This window comes from Streptomyces sp. NPDC052042, from assembly GCF_044548345.1.
GTDB lineage: Bacteria > Actinomycetota > Actinomycetes > Streptomycetales > Streptomycetaceae > Streptomyces.
In genome coordinates, this window is the sequence record NZ_JBIUBU010000032.1 from 49,386 (window position 1) to 60,573 (window position 11,188).

Sequence of the window (11,188 nt, forward strand, 5' to 3'; positions counted from 1 at the left end):
AACGAGCCGAAGTTCAGTAACGACACGGACCCGGATGCGGGAGTCGTTTGGTGCGGCCGAAATCCCGGTCTACATGCTTTCGTCCGGGATCGACTTCAGGACGGTCAGGGCGTCGCCTCGGTGCAGCGTGTAGGTCATGGGGGCCTCTTTCAGGGCATAGCGGGCCATGATCGTCATGACGTCGGTGGCGAGAGTCGCCGCGGTTCGTGTTCGTGGCGAGCCGGTGGGCCATGGCCAAGTTCACCGAAAGTGTCCTATCGGTCTCGGTGTGCGCCTCGGAGTTTGAAAGGGGGCGGGCCTGGCCGGATGAGACAACTCTCGCCATCCGCGAGGTGTGGTGACCGCAGTGGCGTACGGCGTCCGTAGCCATCGGCGCTGCAGGCTCTCCGGCTGCGGGCAGTAGCCGCGTTGGAGGTTGTGGGGAAGCCATGAGAATGCGGCCGCTGTGATCGCATCCCGGCTGTCCGCATGTTGCCATATCCGGGAAGCACGTGTTGAGGAACCAGAACGGCAGCCTACCGCTCGGTGCGTGGTAAGCGGTCCGAGCGGTAGGCGATGTGACGAGCTGTTGTGCGATCAGCAGGACAGCGCCGGCTCCGTCTTGTCGTCGAGCATCGCGCAGAGCGTCGTACGCGCTCGGGAAACCCGGGACCTGATAGTACCCACGGGGCACGCGCTGGTCCGGGCCGCGTCGTCGTAGGGCATGTCCAGGAGCTGGGTCAGGACGAATGCCTCGCGGCGATCGTCGGGCAGCGCGTCGACGAGGGCCATCAGGGCGATGCCTTCGTCGAAGCCGGGCAGGTCGCGCGGTTGACTGCACTCCGCGACGAACTGCCAGTCCGGAGTGTCGGCCAGGCGCGGCCGGGAAGCTGCGCGCCGCAGGTTGTCGACGACCGTTCGGCGGGCGATGGTCAGCAGCCAGGCACGGGCCGAGCCGCGGCCCTGGAAGAGGTGGACCGTGCTCACGGCGCGCAGGAACGTCTCCTGAACCAGGTCCTCGGCCACCTGTGAGTCGTCGGCCAGGGCGGTGACGTAACGGCGTACGTCGTGGTGGAGGGCGCGGAAGACGAGCCCGAAGGCGTCGGCGTCACCTGCTGCGGCACCGAGAGCCCAGGCGGTGACTTCGTCCTCCGTCACCCCGGTTTGTTTTTGGGTAGGAAGCATGGGACTGCGGTTCCTTCCGGGTGCCCGGACAGGGCGCGGCCCATGGGCGTGACCCGGTCCGGTGAGTGAGAGATCGCACCCGTGCGGTACGTGCACGGGTGCACGTCGGCGGTGGTCGAACGGCCGACGTGAGCCAGCTGTCAGCGGACAGCGATCTCTCTGGGTGGTCCCCGGGTGACGAGCGTGTGGACGAGCAGGCGCGGGCGCGGGCGCGTGACGGAACGGTCGGCGGCGGATGCCGGGGGTGCGGACGGCAGCGGCCGGAGTGCGTCGAGAAGGAAAAGGGGAAGGTGGAAGCGGTCCGCCAGGGCGCGGAGGATCTGGAAGGCGGCGCGCTCGCCGCGGGCCAGCCACAGTCCGCACAGCAGCGCCGCCACCACGTGTGCCGCGAGCATGCCCCAGGAGGCGGTGCCGGTCATCGCCGCCATGTCGTGTGCGGGCTGGGCGGCGTGAGCCCCGGTCGTGTGGGCTCCGTGGGCGGTGTGCCCGAGCGCCGCTATGGTGGAGGAGCCCCCTTCCAGGCGGGGCAGCGGCATGCTGTCCGTCAGCCCGGCCTGTGCGGCCACGTCGTAGGCGCGGGCCGCCGCCGCCGTGTCGCTGTGCGGGCCGCACAGCAAGGCGTCCGCCCATCTGACGGCGAGCGCGGACTCGCCCCCGGTCCCCGTGGCTGTCTGCTGCGCGGTCTGGGCGAGAGTGAACGCCGCGTGGAGCGCTGCCTGTACTGCGACGGTGAGCGCGATGACGGTGGCCTGGCCCCGTTCCCTTCCGGCGACGAGCCAGGCCAGTGCGCCGACGCCGGTCAGGCACAGCCCCAGCGCCCACCAGGGGAGCGGGGCGCCCGACATGAGGACGTGACCGAGGGCAGCCAGCGATACGCACACGACCGCGAAGAGCGCGGACCGTGTGGTGCGAAACCGCCATCCCACCGACATGCTTCCCGATCCTGGCACTGCCCCGCCGACACCTCCAGGCCGGGTCCCCTTTGGCGTGTTCCGGACTTTGTCCCGCCGCCCTGGCAGCCGACCCGCCGACATCTGAGTGGTCGTACGGCAGCTCCTTCCAGTTCCCCTCCCCTGAGGGTTTCGGGTGCATCGGGTGCGCGCGGCCGAATCGGCGTGCTTCTACGCCGGAGGCCGACGGAGCGTGCCGTCCGGGGCCTTGGGCATCACCTCGGTACTCGGGCTCCTGGCTCCGCCCGGGGGCCGACGAATGTGGAGGAAAGTGCGATGTCCGGATCACCCGCCCCCCTGGCCACCTTCTGCGGGAACTGCAACTGCGGCTGTCCGCAGCTGTTCGTGGACGAGAGTGCTCCGGCCGAACGCCGGATCGTGATCACCGACGACTTCGGTCAACGGGTGGAGATGAGCGCGGACCAGTTCGGGTCCCTGATCGAGGAGGCCAAAGCCGGCCGCCTCGACGCAGCCGTCAGCGCATGACAGCCACGCGGGTCCGGGGAGTGGGGCTTCCCGGACCCGCACTCACCACTCGGCTCAGGACGGTGTGGACGAGCGCCGCTCGGTGACCGGCGGGCCGCCGGGTCAGCCCGTCACCGGCCCCGCGACGGTGTATCCGGCCTCGGCGATGGCCGCGCGGATCCCGGTGTCGTCGAGGTCCCGGCCGCGGACCAGAACCGTCCCATCGGGAAGGCCGACCTCGACCTCGTCGACGCCCGGCACCTCGGAAACCTCCTCCGTGACGCTCGCCACGCAGTGGCCGCACGACATTCCGGTGACGCGGTAACGGTTCTCGCTCATGCTCTGCTCCTGGTGTCGGGTCCCTCCGCATACGGGCAGCGGAGGGCAGGCGTTCACCGGCCGCTCGGTCGGACAACTTCGGTCAGCCGGTCACCACAGGAGTCGTGTACCGACCCGGACCCGCTCCCGCCTTCACCCGTACGGGTGTTGTGACGCTGTTCACCCGTACGCCCGGGAACTCCCGTCGGCCCTCGTTCGACTTCTGGACCGCCCCGAGCCGTCGCGCATCGGCTCGTGTCCAGAACGTCGAGGAGCATGCTGTGGAGCAGAAGGCAGATCGCGGGACCGGAGCGAAGACCGCCCGGCTCGTCCCACCACCCGCGTTGTGGGCGTTCCTGTTCCTGCTCGGCGCGGTGTTCGCGGGAGCCTACGCGGTGGGGCAGGCGGTGGGGCCGGTCGCGCCAGGGATGCATGGACCGGGAATCACCGGCGACGCGCCCGCCCGGGACGGGAAAATGCCGATGGAGCACGGGGGCGGTCACTGATGGCGGCCGAAGCTGCGCCCACCGTCTTCGTGACCGACATCGCCGTCGGGGGAATGACCTGCGCGGCCTGCGTCCGGCGGGTCGAGCGCAAGCTGGGCAAGCTGGACGGCGTCACGGCGGAGGTGAACCTCGCCACCGGGCGGGCGCGGGTCAGCCATCCCCCGCAGGTGAGCGTCGAGGAGTTGACATCGGCGGTCGGCGCCGCCGGGTACACCGCTCACCTCGTGATGCCGCCAGAGGGCGAGCGGCCTGCCCAGGCTGAGGAGGCGTCCGGGGACGAGGCGAAGCGGGAACGCGGACGTCTGCTCGTCACCGCGGTCCTGTCGATTCCCGTCCTCGTCCTGTCGATGGTTCCCGCGTTGCAGTTCGACAACTGGCAGTGGCTGTGTTTCGTACTCACCGCTCCCGTCGCGACTGCGAGCGCATGGCCCTTCCACCGCCGTGCCCTGAGCGGACTTCGGCACGCCACGGCAACCATGGACACACTGGTCTCGCTCGGTGTGCTCGCGTCGTTTGGCTGGTCGGTGTACGCGCTGTTCCTGGGCGGTGCCGGTCTGCCCGGGATGCGGATGCCGTTCAGCCTGGTCCCCTCGGCCTCCGACGGCATGGCGCACGTCTACCTCGAAGCGGCGGTAGGCGTACCGCTGTTCGTCCTGCTGGGCCGGTTCCTGGAGGGCCGGGCCCGGCGTGGGGCAGGGGCGGCCCTGCGGTCGCTCGCCCGGCTCGCCGCGAAGGAGGTCACGGTACGCCGCGGCGGGGTGGACGAGCTCAAGCCGATCGAGCGGCTGCGGCTCGGCGAGATCTTCGTGGTGCGCCCGGGGGAGCTGGCCGCCACCGACGGTGAGGTGACCGAGGGCAGCTCGGCCGTCGACCTGTCCCTGGTCACCGGTGAGTCCGAACCCGTGGAGGTAGGTCCGGGGTCCCCGGTGACCGGTGGTTCCGTCAACATGGGCGGTCTGCTGCTGGTGCGGGCGGCCGCCGTCGGCGCGAACACCCAACTGGCCCGCATCACTCAGCTGGTCACCGACGCCCAGGCGGGCAAGGCCCGCGCCCAGCGGCTGGCCGACACCGTCGCGGGCGTCTTCGTCCCCGTCGTCCTGGCGCTCGCGGCCACGACGCTCGGCTTCTGGCTCGGCGCCGAGGCCGACCCGCAGGCCGCGATCACCGCCGCCGTCGCGGTCCTCGTCGTCGCCTGCCCGTGTGCGCTGGGCCTCGCGACCCCGACGGCGCTGATGGCCGCCACCGGTCGCGGGGCGCGGCTGGGCGTCCTGGTGAGCGGACCCCAGGCGCTGGAGGGGCTCCAGCACGTCGACACCGTGGTGCTCGACAAGACCGGGACCCTGACCTCCGGGCACATGAGCGTCGGTCGGGTCACCGCCGCGCCCGACGGTCCGGGCGCGGACGAGGCCGTACGGCTGGCGGGCGCGGTCGAGCAGGGCTCGGAGCACCCGCTGGGCCGGGCGATCGCGGCCTTTGCCCGCCGCGCCGCCGGAGACGATGACCTGCCCGCCGTGACCGGGTTCCGGGCCATCGCAGGGCACGGGGTGAGCGGAACGGTGGAGGGACGCGAGGTGGAGGTGCTGACACCCGACGGCACCGAGCTGCCCGCCTCCCTGCAAGCCGCCCGAGAGCGGGCCGACGAGGTCGCCCGTACAGCAGTGCTGGTACGGGTCGACGGGGTCCCCGCCGCCATCGTGGAGGTCGCCGATCTCGTACGGCCCGGCAGCTACCGCGCCGTCGACCGGCTGCGCAGGCTCGGCGTCCGCCCTGTGCTGGCCACCGGCGACCGGGCCCCCGTCGCACGGGTGGTCGCCGAGGATCTCGGCATCGCGGAGGTCCACGCCCGGTGCACCCCGCAGGACAAGGCCGAACTGGTGCGCCGGCTGCGGGCCGAGGGGCGGCGGGTCGCCGTCGTCGGCGACGGTGTCAACGACGCCGCCGCGCTCGCCGGGGCCGACCTGGGCATCGCCATGGGCACCGGGACGGACGTGGCCATCGGCGCTGCCGACGTCACCCTCGTACGCAGCGACATCGAGGCGCTCGCGGACGCGGTCCGGCTGGCCCGGCACACCCTGGGCATCATCCGCACCAATCTGGTGTGGGCCTTCGGCTACAACGCCGTGACCATGCCGCTGGCCATGGTCGGCCTGCTCAACCCCATGGTCGCCGCCGTCGCGATGTCCCTCAGCTCCGTCCTCGTCGTGGCCAACAGCCTGCGGCTGCGCACCTGGCAGCCCTCGCCCGCTCGGAAGCCCCATACCCGTACCACCGCACGGAGCCCGGTGTGACATCCACCGTTCCCGCCCGCATCGTTCCGGCACAGCTCATATCCCCTCCTCTCCGCAAGGGAGCGCGCGTTCATGAATAACCTCCTCTCAAGCTCCGGCCGTCTGCGTCGGGCACGGGAGGCGGCCGGGACCGGTGCGGTGGTGGCGCTGGCCTCGCTCGCCGCGATCGGCTGCCTCTCCGCCTGGACCACCGCCGGATACGCGGGCAGCCCCGCGAAGATCGACGTACGGGAAGCCCGGGTCCTGCTGCCGGTGATACCGGGGCGGAATACCAACGCCTACTTCCGCATCGTCAACACCGGCGGCGCCCCCGACCGACTCCGCTCGGTCACCTCCTCGGCCGCCTCGGCCCCCGAGCTGACCGTGCACCGCATGAACACGGCGAACGGCGCCTACCGCGAGCGGTCCGGGGACGTGGTGATCCCGGCGTACGGAGAGGTGGAGATGTCCCCGCACGGCTCGGCGGTGACCCTCCGCTCCGACGCCTCGTGGCGTCCCGGGGACCGCGTCACGTTCACCCTCGACTTCCAGCGGTCCGGGACGGTCACCGTGGACGCCGTTGTCCGGCCGGTCGCCCTGGGGTCCCCACCCTGAAGCCGAGCCGGGCGTCCCCTCTCTCACCGGGGCCTTGCCATCCCCACGAGTCAATCCGCCGACGTGGGAACTCAGCAGGACATCCACCCGACTTATGGAACGGCCCGGCAGCCGTTTTCCTCTGTGACGGCAGCGTATTTCCAGCAGCGCGGAGCACTTTCGCTTCTGCGGTTTCCGGGCGGCGGGGCGTTCGCCGACCGAGCGGAGACCACACCGGCTTCTTCCGCTTGCCCGAAATTCTCGCCTTCGCTTGTGCACCTGCCCTGACCGATTCACCGAAGGAGCTTTCCGTGCAGGTCGCGATCGTGCTCTATCCCGGATTCACCGCACTGGACGTCATCGGCCCATACGAAGTCCTGGGACGCCTTCCGGGGGCCCAGGTCGTCTTCGTGGCCGAGAACCCCGGCCTCGTGACCAACGACCTGGGCAGCCTGTCGATCAGCGCCGTGAGGCACCTGGAAGGGGTGCCCGCACCGGACGTGGTCCTGGTGGGCGGAGGCCCCGGGCAGGCGGACCAGATGGCGGACGGCGCTCTGCACGCCTGGCTGCGAAGGGCCGATCGGTCGGCGACCTGGATGACGTCCGTCTGTACGGGATCGCTGGTGCTGGCCGCAGCCGGGATCCTGTCCGGCCGCCGCGCCACGACCCACTGGGGAGCGCTGGACCAGCTCACCGAGTTCGGGGTGACGCCGGCTCCGGAGCGCGTCGTAGTCGACGGCCACTACGTGACCGGTGCCGGTGTTTCGGCCGGTATCGACATGGCCCTGACGCTGGCCGGCCGGATCTCGGGCGACGACGTGGCCCAGGCTGTGCAGCTCCTCATCGAGTACCCGCCCCAGCCGCCCTACGACGCGGGAAGCAGGGAGACGGCTTCGGACGAGGTCGTCGACACCCTCTTCACCGTTTTCGGCCCCGATGCGTCGAAAGAGAGCGACTGAGCCCGACCGCTTTCCCGCCGAGTGCGGCTCCGATCAGTTTTTTCGGCCACGGCGGGAACTCGGCCGGATCTCCGTTCGACTTTTGACACGAAGCGGCCACCAACCCTCGACAAGGCCGCTGCCGCGAAAGGTGCGACGCCCGGTGCACCCCTTCGCGGTATGGGCGGGAAGGAATGCGTGATGCAGCCGACGGACGAGCAGTTTGCCGCGATACGTGAGAAGTTCGGCCCCGACTCGCTGGCACGGGTGGAGGAGATGATTGCTCCGGGAGGAATGCCGAGGCATCCCCTTCAGGCGGGCGCGAAGTGGATTCTGCCGGGCATATCGCAGAAGCCCTGGCACGATCCGCGGAGCGATCCGGCGATCGCCTCGCTCGTCGACGCGTTGGAGAACGCGCACGGCGCGATCCGTGCGGAGCACGAGCGGGCCTGGCGGACGCGGCGTACGGCGTTCTCGGACTACGAGCACTATCTGATCCGCCAGGACGACTGGCAGTCCCTCTACCTCTACCAGGACGGCCAACTCAAGTCGGAATCAGCCGAGTTGTCCCCCACCGCGTTCGGTGTCATCAGAGACGTCGCCGTCGCCGACGGCCTCATCTGCCCGCTCCTGGAAAGCCACTTCTCGACGCTGCTCCCAGGGTCCCGCATCGCACCGCACAGCGATCTGTGGAACTTCAGCATCAACCTCCACTTCGCCGTCGACATCCCGGACGACTGCGACATCACCGTCGCCGGTGAGACGCGCACCTGGGAAGAGGGCCGTTGTCTGCTCTTCGACTACTCCTTCGAGCACCACGCGGAGAACCGCAGCGACCGTCCCCGGACCTGTCTCCTGGTCGACCTCTGGCATCCGGAGACGACGGTTCCCGAACGCAGGGCGCTGACCGTCCTGGTGAGGGAGGTACGGAAACTGCTCGCCGACATGTGATCTCCCGCCGCGTCCCGACCCGTCCGCCCACCATGGCGCGCGACCGGACATCGCCCCCGCTGCCCCGCGCCCGACGCCGGGGCGATGTCCGGCATGCCCGCACGCGCCGTCCGCGACCGCTCCTGCCCCTCGGCCCGTACGCCGGGCTCACACCCAGAAAGGGACGATCATGTCCGCGACCGCATCCGAGTCGACGGCAGGACGTCGGCGCCTCGGCCTCCCCGTGGTCGTTCTCGCGCTGGCCCAGCTCGTCATCTCCCTCGACTACAGCATCGTCTACGTGGCGCTGCCGGAGATCGGCGCGGGACTCGGGTTCTCCGACCACGACCTCCAGTGGGTGGTCAGCGCGTACGTCGTCACCACGGGCGGCTTCCTGCTGCTCGGCGGACGCGCGGCGGACCTCCTGGGCCGCCGCAGGATGTTCGTCCTCGCCACGGCGATATACGCGGCCTCTTCCCTGATAGGCGGGCTCGCACAGTCACCCGGTGTGTTGCTCGCCGTCCGCGCGGCCCAGGGGATGGGCGGCTCCCTGCTCTTCCCGGCCACGCTGTCGCTCATCAACACCACGTACGCCGAAGGGCCCGTGCGCAACCGGGCGCTCGCCGTCTGGGGCGCGGCCGGCGCGGGCGGGCTGTGCTTCGGCTCGCTCCTCGGCGGCGTCCTGGTCCACGGGTACGGCTGGCCCTCGGTGTTCCTGGTCAACGTCCCCGTGGCCCTGGCCCTGGCCGTGCTGGGGCGACTGCTCTTCCCGGCCGATCCGCCCCGGGACCGTACCCGCCGCTTCGACGCGGCCGGGGCGCTCACCGCCACCGCCGGGCTCACCCTGGTCGTCTTCCTGCTGGTGTACGCGCCCGCCACGGGATGGACGCGCCCGGCATCCCTGGTCGCGGCGGCGGCCGGGCTCGTCTGTCTGGCCCTCTTCGCCGTCGTCGAGCGCCGGGCCGCCGATCCGCTGATGCCCGTCCGCCTCTTCCGGCACCGGGGGCTGGTCCTGGCCTCGGCGGTGGCGGCCTTGTTCAGCGCGACGTTCAGCTCGCTGCCGTACTTCCTGACCCTGTATTTCCAGGCCGTGCGCGGCTATGACGCCTTCGCCACCGGGCTCTGCTTCCTGCTCCCGGCCGTCGTCGTCGCGGCGGGCACCCAGGCCGGACCGCCCGCCGTCGCCCGGTTCGGGATGCGGCGGCTGCTGGTCGGCGGGCTGGCGGCCGGTGCCGTCGGCGCACTCGCCCTGGTGCCCACCGTCGCGGCGGACGGCTCCTACGTGTCACTGCTGCCGGGAATCGTGCTCATCAGCCTCGGACAGGGCTCCGCGTGGACGGCCCTGTGGATCGCCGCCGCCTCGGGGGTGGCTGCGGGCGACCAGGGCATCGCCTCCGGGATCGCGTCCACCTCCCTCCAGGTCGGCGGCGCGGTCGGCCTCGCGCTGCTCGTCGCCGCCGCCTCCGGCATCGGCCAGCAGTCCTCCGCCCCGGACCTGCTCGACGGCGTACGGACCGCCCTGCTCGCGATGTCCGGAGCCCTGGCGCTCGGCGCGCTCACCGCCCTCGCGTCCCGGAGGGCGACCACCCGGTGAACACCTCAACGCCCGCGACCACACCACTCGCCAGGAGAACCATGTCTGCGACCCCCGCCGGGCGACCCGACCGTGCCGCCGTACTCTGCGGCGTCGGAGGGTGGCTGCCCTGGCGCAAGATCGGCAACGACGAGTTGGCTGCCCGGCTCGACACCGACGACGCCTGGATACGGACCCGGACCGGCATCCGCTCCCGGCACCTCGCCGCCCCGGACGAGGCCACCTCCGACCTAGCCGTCGCCGCGGGCCGCCGCGCCCTCGCCAACTCCGGTACGGACAGGGCCGACGCCGTCGTCGTGGCCACCACCACACCCGACCGCACCTGCCCGGCCACCGCGCCGCTGGTCGCCGCTCGGCTCGGGCTGCCCGGTGTCGCGGCCTTCGACGTCGGCGCGGTGTGCACCGGGTTCGTCTACGCCCTGGCCGCCGGAGCGGGCCTGATCACCTCCGGGGTGGCGGTCCGTGTCCTGGTCATCGGCGCCGACGTGTACTCCCGCATCGTGGACCCGGACGACCGGCAGAACGCGGTGGTGTTCGGGGACGGGGCGGGGGCCGTCGTCCTGCGCGCCGGACGCGCCGACGAGCCCGGCGCCCTGGGGCCGCTCGACCTCGGCAGCGACGGCGCGCACGAGGACATGATCAGCGTCGCGGCCGGGGGCTCCCGCCTCCCAGCCGACCCCGCCCGCACCTCACATGCCGAACGCCACTTCGCGATGCGCGGAAAGGAGGTCTTCCGCCACGCGCTGAGCCGGATGACGGCCTCGGCCCGCACAGTGCTGGACCGTGTCGGCCTGACCGTGGACGACGTCGACCGTTTCGTGCCCCACCAGGCCAACCTCCGCATCCTGCGCACCGTCGCCACCGACCTCGCTCTGCCCGCCGACCGCTGTGCCACCCACGTGGAGACGGCCGGGAACACCGGCGCGGCCTCCATCCCGCTGGCTCTCGCCGACGACCAAGCGAACCGTGTCCTGCGGCCGGGCGACCGCGTGCTGCTCACCGCCTTCGGAGGTGGCCTCACCTGGGGCTCCTGCCTCCTCACCTGGCCGGAACTGCCACCGGCCGCCGAACCTGCCCACCACGAAGAGGAATCCGCCCCGTGACCGCCACCTACGAGCAGCTGGTGTCCATCCTCACCACCCTGCACGACGCCCCCGCCGACCACTTCCGGCCCGAGGCGACCTACGCCGACCTCGACGTCGACTCGCTGACGATGGTCGAGATCAGCATCCACATCGAACGGCACCTCGGGGTCACCGTCGAGGACAGCGAACTCGTCCCCGACCTCACGCTCGGCGCGACCGCGGAGCTGATCGACGCCCGCCTAACCGCCTGACGTGACCTCGGCCCCACCCCGCCACCGCATCAGAAGGAATCTCAATGATCGTGTCAAGCCGCCTGTGTGACCGGTGGGGCGGAGGTGAACAGCCTTCCGTCACGGAGCATCGCCCAGAGCACGTCG

The 11,188-nt window shown here is 71.4% G+C and carries 12 protein-coding genes; 9 read left to right on the forward strand and 3 right to left on the reverse strand.

Translation table 11 applies throughout. The annotated features are described in order from the left end of the window. Positions 1-576: 576 nt before the first annotated feature. Positions 577-1,164 (reverse strand): sigma-70 family RNA polymerase sigma factor, encoded by a 588-nt coding sequence (locus ACIHCL_RS32735; RefSeq protein ID WP_399867727.1) that lies wholly within the window; start codon positions 1,162-1,164, stop codon positions 577-579. A gap of 140 nt (positions 1,165-1,304) precedes the next feature. Next, positions 1,305-2,096 (reverse strand): hypothetical protein, encoded by a 792-nt coding sequence (locus ACIHCL_RS32740; protein ID WP_399867729.1) that lies wholly within the window; start codon positions 2,094-2,096, stop codon positions 1,305-1,307. Positions 2,097-2,390: 294 nt separating this feature from the next. Between ACIHCL_RS32740 and ACIHCL_RS32745 the strand changes: the two genes are divergently transcribed. Continuing rightward, positions 2,391-2,600, forward strand: a complete 210-nt coding sequence (locus ACIHCL_RS32745; RefSeq protein WP_399867731.1) for a hypothetical protein — start codon at positions 2,391-2,393, stop codon at positions 2,598-2,600. A gap of 102 nt (positions 2,601-2,702) precedes the next feature. On the opposite strand, the gene ACIHCL_RS32750 is transcribed toward ACIHCL_RS32745, so the two are convergent. Beyond that, complete coding sequence (locus tag ACIHCL_RS32750; RefSeq protein ID WP_399867733.1) at positions 2,703-2,918, reverse strand: heavy-metal-associated domain-containing protein; 216 nt, start codon at positions 2,916-2,918, stop codon at positions 2,703-2,705. Between the two features lie 260 nt (positions 2,919-3,178). Between ACIHCL_RS32750 and ACIHCL_RS32755 the strand changes: the two genes are divergently transcribed. The 8 genes from ACIHCL_RS32755 (at position 3,179) to ACIHCL_RS32790 (ending at position 11,062) form a co-directional block, all read left to right on the forward strand. Further along, positions 3,179-3,403, forward strand: coding sequence for a hypothetical protein (locus tag ACIHCL_RS32755; protein ID WP_399867735.1), 225 nt, complete (start codon positions 3,179-3,181; stop codon positions 3,401-3,403). Beyond that, positions 3,403-5,691, forward strand: a complete 2,289-nt coding sequence (locus tag ACIHCL_RS32760; RefSeq protein ID WP_399867737.1) for a heavy metal translocating P-type ATPase — start codon at positions 3,403-3,405, stop codon at positions 5,689-5,691. The genes ACIHCL_RS32755 and ACIHCL_RS32760 overlap by 1 nt, the downstream gene beginning before the upstream one ends. A gap of 72 nt (positions 5,692-5,763) precedes the next feature. Further along, the gene (locus ACIHCL_RS32765; RefSeq protein ID WP_399867739.1) at positions 5,764-6,285 is read left to right on the forward strand and encodes a copper chaperone PCu(A)C; all 522 of its coding nucleotides are present in this window, start codon (positions 5,764-5,766) and stop codon (positions 6,283-6,285) included. 290 nt (positions 6,286-6,575) lie between these two features. Next, on the forward strand, positions 6,576-7,223 hold the full coding sequence (locus tag ACIHCL_RS32770; RefSeq protein ID WP_399867741.1) for a DJ-1/PfpI family protein: 648 nt from the start codon (positions 6,576-6,578) through the stop codon (positions 7,221-7,223). Positions 7,224-7,403: 180 nt separating this feature from the next. Further along, complete coding sequence (locus ACIHCL_RS32775) at positions 7,404-8,153, forward strand: aspartyl/asparaginyl beta-hydroxylase domain-containing protein (protein WP_399867743.1); 750 nt, start codon at positions 7,404-7,406, stop codon at positions 8,151-8,153. Between the two features lie 169 nt (positions 8,154-8,322). Continuing rightward, positions 8,323-9,726: an MFS transporter gene (locus tag ACIHCL_RS32780; RefSeq protein WP_399867745.1), complete on the forward strand. Its 1,404-nt coding sequence runs from the start codon at positions 8,323-8,325 to the stop codon at positions 9,724-9,726. A gap of 41 nt (positions 9,727-9,767) precedes the next feature. After that, positions 9,768-10,829 carry a beta-ketoacyl-ACP synthase III gene (locus ACIHCL_RS32785; protein WP_399867747.1) on the forward strand — a complete coding sequence of 354 codons (1,062 nt, stop codon included), beginning with the start codon at positions 9,768-9,770 and terminating at the stop codon, positions 10,827-10,829. Then, on the forward strand, positions 10,826-11,062 hold the full coding sequence (locus tag ACIHCL_RS32790) for an acyl carrier protein (protein ID WP_399867749.1): 237 nt from the start codon (positions 10,826-10,828) through the stop codon (positions 11,060-11,062). The genes ACIHCL_RS32785 and ACIHCL_RS32790 overlap by 4 nt, the downstream gene beginning before the upstream one ends. Positions 11,063-11,188 lie beyond the last annotated feature (126 nt).

Bases quoted from the DNA above. Each gene is read 5' to 3' on its own strand.
- ACIHCL_RS32735 (WP_399867727.1), bottom strand. From the start codon at position 1,164: ATGCTTCCTACCCAAAAACAAACCGGGGTGACGGAGGACGAAGTCACC.
- ACIHCL_RS32740 (WP_399867729.1), bottom strand. From the start codon at position 2,096: ATGTCGGTGGGATGGCGGTTTCGCACCACACGGTCCGCGCTCTTCGCG.
- ACIHCL_RS32745 (WP_399867731.1), top strand. From the start codon at position 2,391: ATGTCCGGATCACCCGCCCCCCTGGCCACCTTCTGCGGGAACTGCAAC.
- ACIHCL_RS32750 (WP_399867733.1), bottom strand. From the start codon at position 2,918: ATGAGCGAGAACCGTTACCGCGTCACCGGAATGTCGTGCGGCCACTGC.
- ACIHCL_RS32760 (WP_399867737.1), top strand. From the start codon at position 3,403: ATGGCGGCCGAAGCTGCGCCCACCGTCTTCGTGACCGACATCGCCGTC.
- ACIHCL_RS32765 (WP_399867739.1), top strand. From the start codon at position 5,764: ATGAATAACCTCCTCTCAAGCTCCGGCCGTCTGCGTCGGGCACGGGAG.
- ACIHCL_RS32775 (WP_399867743.1), top strand. From the start codon at position 7,404: ATGCAGCCGACGGACGAGCAGTTTGCCGCGATACGTGAGAAGTTCGGC.
- ACIHCL_RS32780 (WP_399867745.1), top strand. From the start codon at position 8,323: ATGTCCGCGACCGCATCCGAGTCGACGGCAGGACGTCGGCGCCTCGGC.
- ACIHCL_RS32785 (WP_399867747.1), top strand. From the start codon at position 9,768: ATGTCTGCGACCCCCGCCGGGCGACCCGACCGTGCCGCCGTACTCTGC.